This window comes from Paenibacillus sp. ATY16 (genome assembly GCF_003399985.2).
Lineage (GTDB): Bacteria > Bacillota > Bacilli > Paenibacillales > Paenibacillaceae > Pristimantibacillus > Pristimantibacillus glycanilyticus.
The window spans coordinates 432125-450584 of sequence record NZ_NMOK02000037.1 but is presented as its reverse complement, the minus strand read 5'-3'; the positions used below and the strand labels follow the sequence as shown (position 1 = coordinate 450584).

Annotated in this window: 16 protein-coding genes and 2 pseudogenes; 1 reads left to right on the top strand and 17 read right to left on the bottom strand. The window is 45.3% G+C overall.

From position 1 onward, the window contains the following. Positions 1-194 precede the first annotated feature (194 nt). From CFI03_RS22415 to CFI03_RS22340, 16 genes and pseudogenes are all read right to left on the bottom strand, one after another. On the bottom strand, positions 195-962 hold the full coding sequence (locus tag CFI03_RS22415) for a nucleotidyltransferase family protein (RefSeq protein WP_248759826.1): 768 nt from the start codon (positions 960-962) through the stop codon (positions 195-197). Between the two features lie 532 nt (positions 963-1494). Then, on the bottom strand, positions 1495-2421 hold the full coding sequence (locus CFI03_RS22410; protein ID WP_248759824.1) for an SDR family oxidoreductase: 927 nt from the start codon (positions 2419-2421) through the stop codon (positions 1495-1497). Positions 2422-2935: 514 nt separating this feature from the next. After that, positions 2936-3724: an SDR family NAD(P)-dependent oxidoreductase gene (locus tag CFI03_RS22405; RefSeq protein ID WP_248759822.1), complete on the bottom strand. Its 789-nt coding sequence runs from the start codon at positions 3722-3724 to the stop codon at positions 2936-2938. Positions 3725-3884: 160 nt separating this feature from the next. Further along, positions 3885-4154 carry a hypothetical protein gene (locus tag CFI03_RS22400; RefSeq protein ID WP_248759820.1) on the bottom strand — a complete coding sequence of 90 codons (270 nt, stop codon included), beginning with the start codon at positions 4152-4154 and terminating at the stop codon, positions 3885-3887. Positions 4155-4171: 17 nt separating this feature from the next. Next, positions 4172-5128, bottom strand: a complete 957-nt coding sequence (locus CFI03_RS22395) for an NAD-dependent epimerase/dehydratase family protein (protein ID WP_248759818.1) — start codon at positions 5126-5128, stop codon at positions 4172-4174. A gap of 395 nt (positions 5129-5523) precedes the next feature. Continuing rightward, positions 5524-8436 (bottom strand): Ig-like domain-containing protein, encoded by a 2913-nt coding sequence (locus CFI03_RS22390; RefSeq protein ID WP_248759816.1) that lies wholly within the window; start codon positions 8434-8436, stop codon positions 5524-5526. A gap of 413 nt (positions 8437-8849) precedes the next feature. Beyond that, positions 8850-9176, bottom strand: a pseudogene (locus tag CFI03_RS22385) (NUDIX hydrolase); the annotation flags it as partial. 241 nt (positions 9177-9417) lie between these two features. Further along, the gene (locus CFI03_RS22380; protein ID WP_248759814.1) at positions 9418-9669 is read right to left on the bottom strand and encodes a hypothetical protein; all 252 of its coding nucleotides are present in this window, start codon (positions 9667-9669) and stop codon (positions 9418-9420) included. A 279-nt stretch (positions 9670-9948) separates the two neighbouring features. Next, positions 9949-10332 (bottom strand): DUF302 domain-containing protein, encoded by a 384-nt coding sequence (locus CFI03_RS22375; RefSeq protein ID WP_248759812.1) that lies wholly within the window; start codon positions 10330-10332, stop codon positions 9949-9951. 31 nt (positions 10333-10363) lie between these two features. Beyond that, complete coding sequence (locus CFI03_RS22370) at positions 10364-11068, bottom strand: VIT1/CCC1 transporter family protein (protein WP_248759810.1); 705 nt, start codon at positions 11066-11068, stop codon at positions 10364-10366. Positions 11069-11328: 260 nt separating this feature from the next. After that, a complete protein-coding gene (locus CFI03_RS22365) occupies positions 11329-11895 on the bottom strand; it encodes a hypothetical protein (protein WP_248759808.1) in 567 nt (188 codons plus the stop codon). A gap of 26 nt (positions 11896-11921) precedes the next feature. Further along, positions 11922-12992 carry an SGNH/GDSL hydrolase family protein gene (locus tag CFI03_RS22360; RefSeq protein ID WP_248759806.1) on the bottom strand — a complete coding sequence of 357 codons (1071 nt, stop codon included), beginning with the start codon at positions 12990-12992 and terminating at the stop codon, positions 11922-11924. A 24-nt stretch (positions 12993-13016) separates the two neighbouring features. Continuing rightward, positions 13017-14609, bottom strand: coding sequence for an MBOAT family O-acyltransferase (locus tag CFI03_RS22355; protein WP_248759804.1), 1593 nt, complete (start codon positions 14607-14609; stop codon positions 13017-13019). A gap of 9 nt (positions 14610-14618) precedes the next feature. Beyond that, a complete protein-coding gene (locus CFI03_RS22350; RefSeq protein ID WP_127495071.1) occupies positions 14619-14849 on the bottom strand; it encodes a phosphopantetheine-binding protein in 231 nt (76 codons plus the stop codon). A gap of 4 nt (positions 14850-14853) precedes the next feature. Next, complete coding sequence (locus CFI03_RS22345) at positions 14854-16371, bottom strand: amino acid adenylation domain-containing protein (protein ID WP_248759797.1); 1518 nt, start codon at positions 16369-16371, stop codon at positions 14854-14856. A gap of 17 nt (positions 16372-16388) precedes the next feature. Then, positions 16389-17312 carry a transglutaminase domain-containing protein gene (locus tag CFI03_RS22340; protein ID WP_248759795.1) on the bottom strand — a complete coding sequence of 308 codons (924 nt, stop codon included), beginning with the start codon at positions 17310-17312 and terminating at the stop codon, positions 16389-16391. A gap of 142 nt (positions 17313-17454) precedes the next feature. On the opposite strand from CFI03_RS22340, the gene cuyB reads away from it, so the two are divergent. Beyond that, positions 17455-18234 (top strand): cysteate racemase, encoded by a 780-nt coding sequence (gene cuyB, locus CFI03_RS22335; RefSeq protein WP_349292493.1) that lies wholly within the window; start codon positions 17455-17457, stop codon positions 18232-18234. 73 nt (positions 18235-18307) lie between these two features. On the opposite strand, the pseudogene CFI03_RS22330 reads toward cuyB, so the two are convergent. Beyond that, positions 18308-18400: pseudogene (locus CFI03_RS22330) on the bottom strand (winged helix-turn-helix domain-containing protein); the annotation flags it as partial. Positions 18401-18460: the final 60 nt, after the last annotated feature.

The window sequence follows — 18460 nt, the reverse complement described above, 5'->3', positions numbered from 1 at the left end:
CCCGCTAGTTGAACGTAAGCAAGCATTGATTTCTTAACGCTCACATGCATTATTGTTAATGGAAGCAATTAGGACATCCGTGGCCCCAGTCCTGCTATAGATCCCCGGTGAAGCAACTCGAGAAAATCAGAAAACTGCATGAGGGCTGGATGTGGTCACTCGCTTCTCAGAGTGACTCGGAGCGTCATATGGTGTTAGCCGAAGGAAGTTCTGGAAGCAGCCATTGCATTTAAGGCGTTCTCAAAATAGCTAAATACTTCATCCGCAATTCCCAGAAACTCTTCAACAAGTACATCACTATCTAAGTAACAAGCATACAGATAATCAACTAAAGCGGAGTCAATCTCACAATAGTTTAATATGGCGTTCTTCATTTTAACAATGTCATCTTGCCATACACCTGTATCTTCTAAGACCAAAGAGTATAATGCACGAATTAATCTCTTAGAGTACCCTTTAATATATCTAGTTTTCATTGTGTTATCACTAGCATTAGAAAGTGAAACACGTACACAGTCTACTTCCTCCTTGGTCTCTGTATTTAAGTCTAAAATGAACTCTGGAGAAATAATTATCGGTGGTACTTGTTCACCAACGTCATGACCATATATGCAAACACAAATTATCTTAATCCAAAAACCCCACTCATTTGGTTTGCTCAATACATCGTCAATCGAGCAAATTATCGTATCAATCTTAGTTAGTAATGGATATTCTTCCAACAGCCTGTCTTTAATATTTGTCAATCTTTCGTAATCAATATCGTTGGGATTTACACATACAATAGTAAAGTCTGCATCTGACTTAAAAGGTATAGCAGTTCCCTTTGGAATCGAGCCACACATATAAATGCTATGAATCTTACCTTTAAATTCAGTAAGTATATTATGTATGTACTTATCAACAAACTCCTTATATTCACTTTGTATTACAATTCTATTTATAACTTTTTCTAATATCATATTGACTCCTCCTAAATTAATTAGTGAATCAAGCGACTCATCCGAGATATTTCTTATTCGTGATAAAACACGATATCCCTACCACATATTGGAACTATCCTCCCTTTAGTTTAATAGTTTAATAAAAACAAACTGTCGTTGATTTTGTTGTCTGCAGCTGGCCACAATTCTTGTCATTTCATACTGACAAAAACTTGGTAGCATAAAACAAAAAAGCCGCAATTCATGCGGCTTACAATGTTACTATGTTCAAGTCATCCGACATTTAGTGATGTACTGATCCAGCGCTGCTCGAAGAGGTTAGAAATCGCCAATTTAACGAAAATAAGTATTAGAATGACTTGAGGATTTATATTATTGGATAATTTATTATATATTTTGGGTAGCAATAATAAGGCGGTCTACGTCCTATTTGAGGCATTAACCATGAATCCTCAATATAAATCATGGTGACTTTTTCCGCCGAATGATTTACAAGTAATAGCTTTACTACTGGATTAAATTCATATCTCAATTCAAAGACCTCCTTATATTAAGAATTTGTAGATTCCCCACCGTCAACATGCAGCACTTGGCCTGTAACAAAACGTGAATCATCAGAAGCTAAATAAACATACGTCGGTGCGAGTTCAAATGGATGAGCAACTCGTTCCATTGGGTTAAATGCTCCATAAACAGCCACTTGGTCTGACGAGAAGCTTGCTGCAATTAGTGGCGTCCAGATTCGTCCTGGAGCAACGGCGTTAACTCGAATTCCTTGTTTCACAACATTTTTAGCCAAAGCACGTGTCCAACCAACAATTGCACCTTTTGTAGCTGTATAATCAATCATTTGTTGCTCGCCTACATACGTTACGACTGAAGAAGTACCGATAATAGAACTGCCTGGTTTTAAGTAAGGAATCGCTGCTCTCGTTGTGTAAAAATGTGAGTATATGTTGACTTTGAAGGTGTCATCGAATTGTTCGTCTGTAATGTCAAGAAGGCTTTGTTGTTGAAATTGGATGCCAACGTGGTTACAAAGAACATCTAGGCGTCCGAAGGTTTTAACAGTTTGCTCTACAATGGCGATACATTGTTGTTTATCTCGCAAGTCTCCTGGTATCAATAGGCAACGTTGCCCTAGTTCTTCGATTCTTGCTTTTGTTCTATTAGCATCTTCATGTTCATCTAAGTATGCAATGGCAACGTCAGCACCTTCCTTTGCGAAGGCAATGGCTGCTGCCGCACCAATGCCACTATCCCCTCCTGTAATAAGAGCAACTTTACCCGCTAACTTGCCACTCCCTTTGTAATTTGGATTTTCAATTATTGGAAGCGGCACCATTAACCCTTCTATACCAGGATGACGAAGTTGACGTTGTTCAGGTAAATTAATTGGAATTTCTTCATAGCGTGTGATTTTTCCGTAATTAGGGTACATGGGATAAGGTTCAGTTTTCATTTTCTCTAGAAACATCTGTTACATTTGTTTTATTTGTTGCAACTTACGCTCATCAGATTCTTGTGCCATTTGACTTCCTCCCGCTAAAAAGTATTTTTTCGCCTGTTTTCTCGCTCATACGCAGATTTTCAACTTCTACGTTATGACGAAACAGCTTGAGAGGAGAACGTCAGCAGTTGTTCACTGAACAGATCATCCTGGCCGAGGAGTGAACGGAGTTCGACCGTGATCGTCGATCCTTGATACTTCATTACAGGAATGGCTCCTATTGCACTTATTCCTTGATATGTTTATGTTGTATCTGCTAGTTCAAGTATTTAAAGTAATAAATAGGTGTAGGAGTTATTTGAAGAGATAGTCCACTTTCATGAGCAGGCGGAAATAACGCAAACTCGATATATATTCTCTTTTCCAACGATCCAATGGGAGAAATCAGTGACTACAAATTAGAAAAACCCTCTACCTGGCTAATTAAAGCCTAGTAGAGGGTGGAAAACAATGATGAATTATCGTGCTTCTTCATAGTTGGTTATCCTTTATTGTCTCGGTTGGACAACCATTGCTCAAATTCGACCGCCACGATCCGTTCTCCCGTCACTCCCTCCGCGTCCTGTGAAGCGAGGTAGATAATGGGTGCTGCCATAATTTCCGGCGCGAGCAGACGCGTCTGCGGGCCAAGTTCCTTTCGCAGTCCGTCCGGTATCATACCGGTCACCGTCGCCCCGCCGGGAAGCAGCATATTGACCGCCACGCCGTGTTCCCTTAGGTCTTCTGCCATGATATAAGAGAGCGAATCGGTTGCCGCGCGTGACGGACCGTAAGGCACGAAGCCTTTTCTTTTCATAGTTTCATAATTCATTGAAATGTTGATTATGCGCCCCTTGCCCTGCTCGATCATAAGAGGCGCAAAAGCGCGGGCGACGAGGAAGTAGCCAGTCACGTTGGTGTCGATCAAATTCCGAAAACCTTCGGGCGTTACCTGGTAAAAAGGCTGAGGCTCGGTGAGAAAGCGCGGATTTACTGTCTTCATTCCGATCCCGGCGTTGTTTACCAGCACATCGAGTCCGCCCCATTCGCGGCGGACCCAGCGGGCAGCTTCCTCTGCTGACTGTTCGGATCGCACGTCAAGCGGCAAGGCGTGCGCATCGTATCCTCTTTTTATAAAGCCGGCAACCGCTTGATCTAACTTATCTCCCGCTCTAGAGGATACCGCTACCTTTGCCCCTTCCGCCAGCAGCGCTTCCGCCATCGCATAGCCCAAACCGCCGGACGCTCCCGTCACGAGCGCCCGAATGCCTTCCAATCTTTTGTTCGTCATGTTACGTCACCTTTCCGTTAAAGCGTCTTATATTTTCGCGCTCCCTATTTTACCCAAAGTTTAAAAATAACTTGCTCGAAAGACAATATTATTCCCAGTCGGGTTATCCCTTAACCGTGTACCGAATAATTCCGGAATCGGCGGTAATATCGAGCAGCCATTATAGCTTGTATAAAGCAGAGAATGAAAATGTCCCCGACCACAATACACCATCTATCCAATTCTGTATGCCATGAAAATCTACACCTGCATAAGTAGTAGCTACCCATATAACCAGGGCTACGAACATTAAGCCCTTAGCCATTCTTTTCCCAAGATTAAATATGTACATGAGAAATACTACTATCAACGCAAGAACTATAAGAAAAACTATATAACCCGTGTCAGTTATATTATTAAAACCAGCATGAAAGTAATCATTCCAATTCATGAGCTATTCCTCCTATTTTATTGGATTCGCCCCTTAGATGTTGAGAGTTCCTTCCATTCTTTTACGACATCCTCTATACCTAATTGTATCGTTGGGTACAAATAGGTAAAGCCGGACGCCTTAAGCTTGCTGTTCGAGAAATTTGTATGCGCCGTGGCGTATTCGGTTAACACGGGACCAAGCAGCATCCGGCATAACCAAGTTGGCACGTAACGTTTTTTATCCTGTCTATGGAGCGCCTGGGCGCTAAGCGTTGTAATGTCTGCACTTCTGATCGGCTGATCGTCGACGAGTAAATATCGTTCCCCTGTCTGGCCTTGCTCCAGCAAGAACAAGAAAGCACGGGCGCAGTCTTCTACGTGAATAGGAGAAAATATTGGATTATGCCCCTTGAGGCCGGTAACCGGCTTGTTTTGAGAGAGTGGCTTCAGGAACAACTGCGGAAACCACGACTTTGCGCCGTACACTTGTCCCGGGAAAGCTATGACGATGGGTATGCCTTTATCCACATAAGCAGAAAGCACGTCGACGGAAGGAGCGATGTAAGGTCCCCATCCTTTCGGCTGCGAGCGGTATGATTCCGTGACCGGCTCATTGTCGCCGCTATCGCCGAAATAGCTGGTGCCTGCCACATATACAAGCTTCTTTAGCTTCTGCGGATTGATGTTGTCGAGCAGACGGACGGTCATTTGATAGTGTCCTTTTCGATAGGCGTTCGCGACTTTTAAAGTTACTTTCTTACCCCAGGTTGGAGGGGCCGCCAAATGAATAACATAGTCCGCTTCCGATAGGGCGCTTTGCCAATCGCCATCTGTGAGCAGATCGCCAATAATAGCCCGCACCCCTATATCTTCAAGCTCTTTTGCCTTTTCCTTGCTTCGTGTCAAGACCGTAACTTGATGACCTTGGCGAAGCGCAACGTTTACCGTGCTGCTTCCTATGTACCCAGTCCCACCTGTGATAAAGATATTCATAAACTTCTCCCTCTCCTGTTAAATGTGGTTTATAAAATACCATTTTTTATCTCTTCGGATAACATTATTTCTAAAAGCTGTACCGCTGGAGGTCTCTTTTCACTTCCATTAATGCTTGATTTAACCTAGAAAGTTCTTCTGCATCACTTAAAGATGCAGGTCTCGCGTTCACTTCTGACGCTCCTTACGAGCTTACATTATTAAATATATTATACCACTTAATGGAAATGCCCTGCCCGTTAAATAACCCGATCTAATGTCATCATGCTCATCATCGCTCTCTAACATTTCAGAGAGGCATATAGCCGCAGATGTTCATTGCTTTTGGTAGATATTCCGAAGAACAAGAAGGGACATAGTTGTAACAACCCAACCATGTCCCATTAGTAGCAGTATTAAGCTTTAACTATCAGATCGATTAAACGAATCAGCATCGATACAGCTTCTGCACGACTTGCTGAATCATTTGGAGCGAACTCAGTAGTTGATATTCCCTTCACGATACCTTGCTCAGCAAACACTTTAATTTGTGTGGATGCCCAGTTGTTATCAATATCCGTAAAAGTGCTTTTCTCAACAGGCTTGAAGTCTGTCATTCGAGAGAGAACGGTTACGATTTCAGCACGAGTGATTTCTTTATCTGGTTTGAAAGAACCGTCTCCATAACCAGTTAATACCCCTTGCTCTACCAAAGCCTCAATAGCTTTTGAACCCCAATGGTTCATAGCATCTGGGAAAGTAGTGCTGCTTGAGGACACGAGATTAAATGCTTTAGCTACAATCGTTGCAAACTCTGCACGAGTGATGCTCGCGTCAGGGCGGAAAGAGTTATCCTTGTAACCATCGATAATACCCATGCTAGTAGCTTTTTGAATGGCTTCAGAACTCCATGTAGTTGGTGTTACATCAGTAAACGTTTTAGATGGAGTATCTGAAGCTTTCTTGATCATCTCTTCAAGCTTCGTTTTATCGAAGTCTACTTTCAGATCAATTGGCTTTTCCGCTTGAACCGGAGGTGTGGAAATAACGGTGCCACCACCAGAACTTGAATTACGGACAGTAATGGAGAACTTCTTCTCCAGTTGACCGCCTTTTGCTATTGTGATTTCAGCAGTACCTGCAGATAGTCCTGTAAGTAAACCAGTTGAGGAAACGCCAACGATTGAAAGGTCGGACGAATCTATAGACACTCTATCTGTCACGTCAGCTGTTGTAGAATCTGCGAATGTACCGATAACCTGTAATTGCAGAGTTTCACCAACCAAAATGTTACCCGACAATGGCGATACACTAATGGATACAGGTGGAAGAGGATTTACTGTAACCAAGATATCAGCAGTAAAGCCTTTGAAAGTGCCGTGAACATGAGTGGTGCCAAGACCCACAGGAGTCATTTTACCACCTTCACTGATGGTTACGACATCCTCATCATCAGAAGTCCATGTAGCTTGAGAAGTTACGTCGTTTGTACTCTCGTCATCGTAAGTAGCTGTTAACGTAAATTGATACCCTTCACTATCATCAATGTTAGTACTTAAATCGTCAGTTTCAGCATCTACAGAAACAACTTGCGGTTCAGGTGTGGCTGCTGCTTCTACGGTGAAATGCTGGCTTCCTCTTCCATAGTTAGGAACAGTAGCTGAAATTATTGCTGCGCCTTCAGCAATTGCTGTCAGTTCACCATGTTTATCAACCGATAATACCGTATCATTGGTAGATGTCCAAGTCGCATATCGCGACAGATCATAACTAATCGAACCTTCATCAAAGTATGCTTTTGCTTTCAGCTTGAGTGTATTTCCAACCTCAATAGTTGGAACGTCATATGGCTCAATGCCGATATGATCAAAGGCAGGAGGATGTACATCATCATTTACTACCCATACATAATTCCGAATCGGCTCGATTGACTCGTCAGCCTTATATTGAGCAGTAATCTTAGTGATGCCATCTTTTACCCCTGTTAGAAGACCGTCTGCACCAATCGTTGCGACACTTTCATCATCAATCGTGAATGTGAATGCTGATGGATCTATAAGCTCTTCATGATTATCCGAGAAATGCCCCTTGATTTGTGGTGACACTTGTTTGTCTACTCGAAGTGGATCGTTAGCATCCTCAGTGAAGTATACCGATTCAAGTACAGGTTCAGGCTGCACTACTGGCCCGACATGCACGGGCACATATTTAGACCCGTGGGCGTTAGTGTAAGTTATAATCGCATCACCTAAGCCCATCGCATTTACCGCACCGTTGAATACCAATGCCACACTCGCGTTGGAAGAAGTCCAAGTTCCAGTTGTTGTGACATCAACTATCCCTGTAGTCCACATCTCTTGCATGAGAAGAACGCCCACACCACCGACATTGTCGATTTGGAGGGAGTCTTGGTTAGACACAAATCCTAAGAATGTGCTTGGAGGCGGTGTTATGATAGGAACTACACTTATTTGCACGAAAGAAATCAAACCATTATATGTGCCAGTTATCGTAGTTGAACCCATCACTGAACCGGCCAAAACTGTACCCGTAGAACTTACTGTAGCAACCGCAGGGTTACTGGAAGTCCATGTAGCTGAACCCGTAAGATCAGCTATTGCACTGTCGGAATAAGTTCCTTGAAGATGAACATTAGTTGTACCGCCATAAATCAAGGATTGCGAATCCGCTCTTGCTGTCACACTAGTCAACGTAGGTAAAGCTTGAATAGTGAAATTTGAAACTGGCGATGTAATAAGTCCACTTGGAACCGATTCCCCTGTGCTGTCAACAATTGATGTTTCATCGTAAGGACGAACAATAATTCCAGTGTCCCCAACTGGCGCATCATCCTTTACATGAAGCTTAAAGGATAAAAATGCCCGCATTGCAGGTGTAATAGTCTCATCAGCAGTATTAACCAGTGTGAAAGTCAATTGCGTTTTACCGTTGTCATGACTGATAAGAGTATTCATTAACTGCATACCTTCAGGAACAGCAGGGCTCAACTTTACACCAGACGGTTGATAATACTGATCATCAGTTGTGTAACCTTCCTCGTCAAATACAGTAGGATCATACTCGACTTGGAAAATCATTTGTGATAGACCATTTTCGTCAACTGCGGCAATATTAGCTGCGTCGACCATAAACTCAGTTGTGGTTCCCTTGTAAATAGGAGCCTCGTCTGGTTGGAGCACACTCAACTGAATTGCAGTTGGCTGTGGTCCTGCAAACGCCGTTCCCGCAAATATCGATGCGACAATTGTAGTTGCTAATGTCACGGATGTCGCGATACGGCGAAACTTCTTAGTTGAACTAAGAATCATTGTTAACCCTCCCGAATTATCTATTTATATTAACACTTAAAGTGATAATAACGAGAGTTATATGGTTACTATCGGCACAAAGTCTCGCATTTTTAATATGTATAGTGACTATAGGTTTAATTTTTATTAAGAAATTGAAATAGTTGGTGTGAAATTAAACCAAAAATAGCATAGTAGTAGCCAAATGACCTCCCCGCTTCAGCTTCGCTGCCATGAGATTTTGTAATCCCGCAACTGATGAAATGTACGTACAGTACATGCTATATCCAACGTAAGCTCCGATCCAACAAAAAAACCTGTCCCTTTAAACTGGACAGGATTACTTTGAAATTAAATATGATCGGCTCAACAATTAATCAAGCACAGAAAAAGCAACTATACAAAATAGAAATTCACCACATTTTTGAAACGAACTATCGTCTCCCGTTAGAGCTTAAAGATCTGTAGTCATATGTACTTCTACTAACTGGGATCGTCTTCGTACGAAACCAATTAGCTGCTTGCTGGACCAACGGTGATGAATTTATCGGCGTAACATCATCGATCGAAATCCAGTCATAACCATTGGAGTCTTGTCCTTCGAATTGAACCACGGAATCTCCAATTTTTCCAGCGACAATAATAACTTCATATAAAATCGCAATATGATGCACACACTCAGTAGAGTTATCCTGTAGCGTCCATAACACAGAAAAATCACAAACACCAATATTTTTGAGTTCTTTGACTTTGAATCCTGTTTCTTCGTTAAACTCCCTTTTTAAACCTTGCTCTAAGGACTCCGATACTTCTAGTCGCCCCCAGGCAAGTCAAATTGCCCGGTATAAGGGCCTAAACTTTTTCGGATAACTAGAATTTTCTCGTTAATCATGCATATTCCGTAAACCCCTATGTGGCGATAAAACTTTTCCTCCATTGAATTTATTCCCCCTATTTTCGTCGCTGTTGTATTGGCTATCGTCTCCCGATAGGTCAACAAATTTAACGAATAAAACTAATCAAGACTACTGAAGCGCCCATTAAGACTATTATAGAAAATAAAAAGTAGCCTAAAATTCTTAAAGGACGTGGCATTGAGTGTAAATCAACTTTTTTCAGTGGTCCCCCACCCTCAATATTTTGAATAGTGCGAAGGTTCTCATCGACATAGTTATCGTCAGTGTACAAATATTCCTTTTCGGGATTGGTTTCATGGATGTTGTTTTTGCTCATTTCCAAGTCATCTCCCATCATTCCTCATCCCCCATTCTAATAATACCCAAATTGACGATTTATTTGTTTGGGAGGTTGCACTTAGTAATAAAAGTATTGGATCTATTCTTGTTAGTTTAATAAATCGTGCAAATTTCGGGTATCTCGGGGCTGTAGAGAAGTTCTTGTCCCGCTATCTGTACACAGCATAAAAAAGCCGCATTTGATGCGACTTTTATTGTATTGATGTTTGTTGTCATCCTACATATTAGAAATCACTATCGATCAAAGACTTTCGGTCTCCCCGTATGAAAACAATAATCAAACACTCTTATCGACACAAGCGGTCAACCGCTTCTCTATATCGGAAGCAATACTCATCAAGGCTTCATTCTCGACCAGCCCAATCAAGGCCGTCGGTTTCGGCATGCCGATCCTAGTCGTTCCATTCTCTACATATACGGCTAATTTGCAAGGGAGAAAGTAACCGATCAGTGCATTCTCAGAAAGCACACGCTTGGCTTCAACCGGATTACAAACCTCTAAAATTTGATATGACATATCAAATTCGACGCCCTTCTCTCGCAGCTTTTCCTGCATATCGAGCTGCCATAGCACACCGAATTTCTCAGCCTTTAGATTTTCCGTCAGTGTCTCGACCGCTTGATCAGGTGTCTTGGTTGTCTCAACCGTATAATGGAACATTAAGTAATCGCCCCCATAACATTTTTGTTTTTCAGGCAATGAGCCTAGCTACCAAAAAGGCTGTGGCAGCAGCCAATCCACCGACTAGTGTTGTTTGAGCAGCACTCTTTAACGGTTTGGAGCCTGTAAATTTACCCTTCACGTATCCGAAGACAAATAACGCTATTAGTGTCGCTACAACAGAAACCATTAGAGCCGTAACGTCGTGATGAATAATCATATATGGAAATAACGGAATGAACCCGCCCACGATATAGGATAATCCGATTGTTATCGAACTATTGCGAGCCCTCTTTGGGTCAGGCTCTTCAAGTCCAAGTTCATGCTTCATCATGAAGGAAATCCAACGATTCGGATCGCTGCTTATTTGGTTGACGGCCGATTCAACGAGATCTTCTTGAAGCCCCCATTCCCGGAACACCTCGGCTACTTCTTCTCTTTCATAATCAGGAAGTTCGATGATCTCCCGCCGCTCTCTCTCTAGTTCATTCTCATAATGTTCTTGTTCGGTCCGAGCCGCTAGATATCCCCCTAAACCCATCGCTATCGAACCGGCTGCGATCTCTGCCAAGCCAGCAACAACAACAATCTGCGTCCCCGATACGGAACCCGAAAGACCAGCTGCAAGAGCAAAAGGAACCGTCAGTCCATCCGACATACCTATCACGATGTCTCTGATTAGAGCGGTCGCTGTAAAGTGTTTCTCGATATGCTTGTTTTTTTCCGGATGGTTCAAATTGAAAGCCTCCTTGTGCATTTGCAGTTATGAGATACTAATCATTATTTCCTTTTGTAGGGTTTTCCATTACGTTGTCATTTATCTGCCTTGGCAAGCACGAGCGAGTAGACACTGGTGACCCATGCGCGGTATTCATCCTTGGAAAGAATTTGTAATGTGGACTTACAGGTAGTCGCGAACAAAAAGACGCCATCAAGGGAGTCCACTCCCGCCCCGATGGCGTCTTTACTCATCTCATGGATACGATGCGATTACGATCAAATTTTGGCCAAATACTCGATCGAGGTTACTTGATCGTTTTCGATGACGAACCGTAATTGGGATTTGCCTTGGTCATAGACGTACAAATTCAAGTTGTTGGTGAACTTGTCGCCGTAGGCTTTAATCACGTCGCTTTTCTTGTTGAACAAGGTGACGCCTTCCTTGGTGGCCACCGTATCGTCGAACAGAATGACGGACGCGATATAATCGACGCCGTCCTTCTCGTAGGCATACACGTCGAAGCTGCTGTATTGGTAGATTTTATTGAGTCCCGGGAAAGCGCAGGCTTGCGATTCGAAATAACTTTGCGGTTTTCCGAGTTGCTTCAAGATCGGAGCTGCTTCGGCATGCATCGGAATCGGGATTCCGTTCGCCTCAAACACGTAGCCGTCGCTGCTTGCTTGTTCAGGCGTCCCGGAAGCCTGGGTCGAAGCTGGCGAAGCAGCGGCTCCTTCCGTCTGGGTCAACGCGCTAGGTGACGCAGATCCCTCCTCCGTCATTTTGTTCCCGCAACCGGATAGTACCATTAGGAGGGCGATCAGCCCTATACTTGCTTTTTTCAACGTAAACACTCCTTCATCCATTCTTATCACGTTTCGACTTTATAGCGTTTCAGGTATCCGTATTTGGCGAGCTCGTCCAATTGATCCTGCTTCATCCGATCGTAAAAGTCGATTTTCTTTTGCCAGATCCCGCTCCACGTCTCGTCAGTACGATGATCCTGCAGATGGTACGTATCCGCGAGGAATGCTCCGAAGTAAGCAGCCAGCTTTTCCGCTCCGTATACGTTCAAGTGCAAGCCCGCGTCATAGGTATCCGTCTTCAGGTCGATTCCGGCATCGTCCATGTGCTTCAGAAAATTGATGTAGGTTAAATCGTGGTCCGCGGCGTACTGCTCCATCTGGGTATCCCACTCGTCGTACCAATGCGGGTAGATTGTCGGCGCTTTGACCAATACGAGCTGGATTCCATTTTTTTCGCACAATTCCGTCAATCGATCCAAGTAGCTATAGGCGTTGGAGCCGAATCGGTAATCGGGCAGCCTCGGAGCTCTGGGAACTCCCCCCGCCGGCTTCACGTCTACTCTCATATAATACCCATTGTGGAATAACTTCTCCTTGCCGAACAAATTCGTGAAGTCGTCTTCGCTCAATTGATCCCATCTGGAATGAAAACGCAATAAGGGCGCAAGGTAATCGACGAGATGCTCGCTGTTCATCATGGACGCTTGAATGCTCTTCAGCTTGGTTGCCGAGAGTTGCATCCCATCGAGCGTCATGCGGTTATATTCTTCTTTTTGCGGTTCGTTGTACTGCATGGCGAGAACGTTAAAGACGACGACTTTCGGCTTCTCGTATTTCAGCGTCTCTTCCAGCAAATAGTACGACTGCCAGATCAACTGTTGCGCGCTGCCGCGGATATAGCTCGTAATCCCGTATTTCTCCCACAGCGTTACCGGCGAGAAATTCTCGTACACTTCGCAGTCCCCGAGGAATATAACGTCGAAATCCTTACGTTTCTCTTTGTAATATTCGCCGATAAGCGAACCCTCGACGATGCCGGATACGTATTTGGGCATAAGCAGGCGTTGCAGCACATACAACGAGCCGAGCAGCAGAACGATCGCGACGGCTCCGATTATAAGCTTCTTCCGTACCAATGTCCCCTCATCCCTCCTTTGAAATCAGAACTGATTATAGATAAATTGCTTCGCGTCATAACCGACGCCGTAAGCCCCGAAGACCAGGATCGAGAGGATCAGCATGCCGTAAAGCGAATACCTTACGCCAATCGGCTGCGCCTCTATCTTCTCCCTCACGCTCCCGCTTCTTTGAAGCAAGCTGACGATTCCGACAACCGCTAGGCTCAACAGGATTAAGACATAGTGACTAAAAGAGATGCCCAGATGAAGCAACGAACCGTCGAATAATACTCGATAATTGAAGGTCGTGAACATGGACCCGAACATCCTGAACGTCAGCGGCACATCCATGTAACAGTCGAACAGCCGGATCGAGCTCATCAGCAGCAGCGTCCGTACGACTTGGAAAGAGCGGAATCCGAAAGTATGCTTCACATTAAACTTTCCATGGAACCAATCGTAGAACGGTTCCAGTTCTTGCGAGATAAGAATGATGATACCGTTCGCCAGTCCCCATGCGATGAAGTTCCAGCTGGAACCGTGCCATATGCCGGTGGCGAACCAGGTCGTTAAAGTCGCTAGATACACGGGGGCGCGCTTGCCGATCGCGTTGCCGAACCGACGGCGGGAGAACTTCGACAGGGCTAGCATCGGCTTCGAGACGGACATCGGGAAGAAGACGTAATCCCGGAACCAAGCGCCCATCGAAATATGCCATCTGCGCCAGTAATCCGTGATCGACTTGGCGAAATACGGTCTTAGGAAATTTTCCTGAACCTTGACGCCGAGCACTTGGGCAATCCCGATCGTAATATCGATACCGCCGGAAAAGTCGGCCAACAGTTGAAACGCGTATAGCAACATGCCAACCAACACGAACGCACCATGATAGTGACCAGGATCGTCGAAAATCGTCCGAACGGCGACCATCAGTTGATCGGCGATGACCAGCTTTTTGAAAAATCCCCATGCGATTCGCTGCAAGCCGAACTTTACGTTGCGGCCGTCGAAGTCGTGCGGGCCGTACAACGTCTTGCCCAATTGATCGAATCGGCTAATCGGTCCTTGTATGACTTCGGGGAAGAAGGAAACGAATAACGCGAACTTGAACAGATTGCGCTCCGGCGGAAATTTGCCCCTGTAGACGTCGATCAGGTAAGCCGCGCTCTTGAACGTATAGAAGGAAATGCCGAGCGGAACGGCGATCGTCCAGAAGGAAATACCGCCTTCGCTTCCGAAAGCCCGGGCGATGAGATTGATGTTCGCAATCGCGAAATCGGTGTATTTAACGAAAGCAAGTATGCCCAAGGCCACGAACAAGGCGAGCAGCATGGGAATCCGTTTTCTTGCTTTCATCTTGGATTTGTATTCGTTGATCTCGGACTTTGCCAATTCGTGCTTATGTTCCCGTAGATACGCGGATTCGGTCTGCGCCAAGTCGCCGATTCGGCGTCCGGCATAATAAACGCAAACCGTCGTCACCGCGATATAAGCAAGAAATTGTAGTCCGGAGAACGCATAGAACAAATAGCTGGCGATGAGAAGCAATACCCACTGGTATTTTCTCGGAATGAGATAATAAAAGACGAACAAGGAAGCGAGAAAGAGAATGAAACCATATGAGGTGAAAAGCATGGTCTCCCCCTATAAATCGTCGGATAGTCTTTTGATTAACGCATACAACGCCTGGGCGGAATTGAAGTTATCCGGCGTAATTTCCTCCACGGGAATCGTCACGCCGAATTCACCGTCGATTTCCGCAAGCAGCGTGACGATGTCGAACGAATCCAACACTTTATCCTTGATTAACGTATCGCATTGACGAAAATCGATGTCAGGGTGCATATCTTCCAATATTTTCAACAACTCATCCATTTGCTTAACTCTCCTTCTTGACGCAAGTTTCTTTGAGGTAAACGCGATCGATTTTTCCGTTCGTCGTGAGCGGCATCGCGTCTAACCGCTCAATCCGATTGGGAATCATATACTTCGGCAGCAGCCGCTTCAGTTCCTTGACGACCGATTTGGCATCCGTTTCGCCTACGAAGAATAAAACGATCTTCTCCGTGGTTTTGTCGTAAACGCAGCAAGCGCTTTTGATGCCTTCCAGCCGATTAACGTTCGCTTCGATTTCTCCAAGCTCGATGCGATACCCCATATGCTTGATCTGGTAATCTTTGCGCGAGACGAACATCAGCTCGCCATGCTCGTTGTATTTGCCTAAATCCCCCGTCCGGTAGATCAGTTCGGGATACTGGGCGTTCAACGGATTTTGTACGAAGACCTCGTTCGTTTTAGCGAAATCTCCGTAATAGCCCATTGTCAGGCAAGTGCCCCGAATGCAAATTTCTCCGGCTTCCCCGGGAGCGGCTTCGCGATCGCCTGCACCGAGCAAGAGGATTTCGGTATTGCGAAACGGCCTGCCGATCGGCAATATCTCGTGTTCCTCGAACGCCCGTTCCACCTTGTAGTAACACGACATGCCGGTCGCTTCGGTAGGGCCGTATAAGTTAACGAACTTCGCGTTAGGCAACGCGCTTCTCCACAGATTGAATTGTTTCACCGGGAATACTTCGCTGCCGAACGCGACGGTATGCAGATATTGCGGAACCAGCTTGTCCAGCACTTTGAAGGAAGAGATCATCGTTAACGCCGATACGACCCAGCATACGGTGTTTATGCGATACTCGTTCAGGAACTCCACCAATTTGAGCGGGAACATAAACAGGCTCTTCGGGATGATATACGTCGTCGCTCCGAACTTCAGGGTCGGAAATAGTTCTTTAAAGCAAGCATCGAGATACAGCGGCGTCTGGTTCCCGAATATCGTGTCTTCGCTCAGGGAGAGCACGTCTGATAAGTTTTCGATATAATCGATAACCGATCTGTGGTTGGCGATGACGCCCTTCGGTACGCCCGTTGAGCCGGACGTGAAAACGACGTATAAAGGATCCGTGTCCAAGGCGGAAAGGCGTATTCGGGTTAATGCCTCGTCGTCGACAGGACCTTGAATCAAGTCGCCGAACAGATGAACGTTCCCTTGAAAGTCGATGGCAACGGCGGTTTCCATCGTCGACTCGTCGCAGATGATCGCGCCGGGATTTATCTTCCGAACGATCGTCTCGATGCGGGTGCTGGGCATCTCGTCGTCGAGCGGTACGTAGAAATTGCCGCTGTAGATGACGCCGTAATAAGCCGCAATCGCTTTCGGACTCCTGTTCATGAATACGACGATCGGCTGCTTTTGCAAATGGTGCCTGTTCAGAAACGTTCCGATCGCTCTGGACTGTCCGTACACTTCTTGGAACGTAAGGCTGAATTCGTCGTTCGCGTAAGCTATTTTGTCCGGTACTCTTCGTACCGTATGCTCTAAATACTCCATGACGTTGAACTGCATAGGCAAACCTCCCCTCCTTATTTAAGATACTTGCTTCTTTCCTTGAGCGGTTTGGTCGGCGTTGCCGGATGTTTGGACTTATCGAATAGGTAGTAGTTCTTAAATTGCTTATTAAATAACGCCAGTTCTGCGTCCGTAAGCAGGAAAGTCGTATTCTTTTTGATCGTGGGAGTGGTATCGAAGTGATACCAGGCGCCATCGACTTTGACTAAGCTCCAGAAATGTTTCGTTTTTCTGCCTTTGTCCCGGATCACGGTTTGCGTTTCGAAGCCGCTTCTTTCCATCAGCATCCTTGCGGTGGCATAGTAGACGAAGCAGTCGCCCGTACCTTGTTTAAACCCTTGAAGCGCGCCTTTTCGCCAATCGGTGTGGCTGGAGCTGTCAACATAGCCGATGTTGTACTTCGTCCATTTGAAGATTGCCCATAATTTATCGACATCCGTCATGTCTTCCGTCACGATCTTGGCGAGAACGGTATCCGCCAGTTTATTCAGTTCGTCTTCGTTGAGGGGGCTCGCAGGCTTTACCTTAACCATTACGGTAGCCTCCGCTTGGGCTATGTTGCCTGCGGCATCCTTGGCGGTATACGTAAGGTTGTAAACGCCGGCTTTCTTTAGGTTGACGCCGCCCGTGTCTACGACCAAAGCGACGTTCGTATCGAGATTATCCTTAACGGTTACGCCGGTTTTGTACGAAACGCGGTCTCCGATAAAGACGGTTAAATTTTTGACTCCCGTGATTTTGGGCGGCTCCGTATCAGCCTTGGTGTCCGGCGTTGCGGCAGACGCGGCAGTCGGTGCGGCAGTCGGCGTGGCTGCGGGATTGGTATCCGCCGATATGTTGTCGATCGACGTCCATATAACCAATGCGGCAATAAAAATGAAGGAAAATACTAAGATGGCCTTGTTACGTCTAGCGCGTCTATTTCGTTTTGTGCGCATGCGGCAACCTCATTTCTGTTGAAACTTTGCGAATAATTTCAATTCAATTCAGTTCACTTTACTATAGCCAAAACCGGATTTCGGGATTCAAAAATTTTCATTTAAATGAAAATTTATGACCGAATTCTCATAGTATAAATACATGGAAAAGATGATGATGCAAAATAAGGTAGAGATGATGAGACGATCCCTTTTAGGTGTGATTGGCGGGATGGGACCAAAGGCGACATCGGTTTTTTTCGAGAGAGTTATTGAATTCACCGAAGCGGAAGCGGATCAGGACCATATCGACATGATTATTTTGAATCATGCGTCATTGCCGGACCGAACAAGCTCAATCCTTGAGCGGAAAGATCAGCAATTCCTTCGGTTGATTCAAGCGGACATCGCGCTGCTCGAGCATGCGGAAGTGTCGAACATCGTTATTCCTTGCAATACGGCGCATCGTTTCTTCGACGACATTCAAGCCATGACGGCTATTCCGATCGTCAACATGGTAAGAGAAACGGTCGAAGAACTGCTCGCGAAACATAAAGCCAATCGTAAAATCGGCATTCTCGCGACCGACGCCACCCTTCAAACCGATATCTATTCGGATGTCCTGCGGCAATACGGCCTTGAGCCGTTCATCCCGAGCCCAAGCATGCAACAAAGCATTATGAGCATCATCTATGAAGATATCAAAAAAACCGGTTATTCGGATTCTCGTCTGCTCGAAGGTATTATGACGGAAATGCTCCAGCGGGAGAAATGCGACGGCGTCGTTCTCGCGTGCACGGAATTATCTTGCATAGAATTAAGCGAATCCGTGCGGCCTTACTATATCGACGCCTTGGACGTTCTCGTGAATCGGTCCATTACGTTGTCCGGCGGTACGATCAAGTCATCCCTAAAGATAAAGACGCATCTCTCGAGAAAATAATTCATTCATTATCCAGTGGCTTTGTAATAAACTTATAACCAATTCCGTTAATCGTTTAAATGAGCCATTGCCATCATCCAAGTTTCTTGCGGAGCCTTTGGATATGTATGTCAACCGTTCTGGTTCCCCCGGCATAATGAATATCCCATACCTTCTTCAGCAGCTTTAACGCTTTTACCAGAACGAAGAATGGATTGCTCTACGAGCACATCCATAGCATCAATGC

Coding starts and splice junctions, on each gene's coding strand:
- CFI03_RS22350 (WP_127495071.1), bottom strand. CDS start 14,849: ATGGATGAGTTGTTGAAAATATTGGAAGATATGCACCCTGACATCGAT.
- CFI03_RS22345 (WP_248759797.1), bottom strand. CDS start 16,371: ATGCAGTTCAACGTCATGGAGTATTTAGAGCATACGGTACGAAGAGTA.
- CFI03_RS22340 (WP_248759795.1), bottom strand. CDS start 17,312: ATGCGCACAAAACGAAATAGACGCGCTAGACGTAACAAGGCCATCTTA.
- CFI03_RS22390 (WP_248759816.1), bottom strand. CDS start 8,436: ATGATTCTTAGTTCAACTAAGAAGTTTCGCCGTATCGCGACATCCGTG.
- CFI03_RS22355 (WP_248759804.1), bottom strand. CDS start 14,609: ATGCTTTTCACCTCATATGGTTTCATTCTCTTTCTCGCTTCCTTGTTC.
- CFI03_RS22400 (WP_248759820.1), bottom strand. CDS start 4,154: ATGAATTGGAATGATTACTTTCATGCTGGTTTTAATAATATAACTGAC.
- CFI03_RS22395 (WP_248759818.1), bottom strand. CDS start 5,128: ATGAATATCTTTATCACAGGTGGGACTGGGTACATAGGAAGCAGCACG.
- CFI03_RS22405 (WP_248759822.1), bottom strand. CDS start 3,724: ATGACGAACAAAAGATTGGAAGGCATTCGGGCGCTCGTGACGGGAGCG.
- CFI03_RS22410 (WP_248759824.1), bottom strand. CDS start 2,421: ATGTTTCTAGAGAAAATGAAAACTGAACCTTATCCCATGTACCCTAAT.
- cuyB (WP_349292493.1), top strand. CDS start 17,455: ATGGAAAAGATGATGATGCAAAATAAGGTAGAGATGATGAGACGATCC.
- CFI03_RS22380 (WP_248759814.1), bottom strand. CDS start 9,669: ATGATGGGAGATGACTTGGAAATGAGCAAAAACAACATCCATGAAACC.
- CFI03_RS22415 (WP_248759826.1), bottom strand. CDS start 962: ATGATATTAGAAAAAGTTATAAATAGAATTGTAATACAAAGTGAATAT.
- CFI03_RS22375 (WP_248759812.1), bottom strand. CDS start 10,332: ATGTTCCATTATACGGTTGAGACAACCAAGACACCTGATCAAGCGGTC.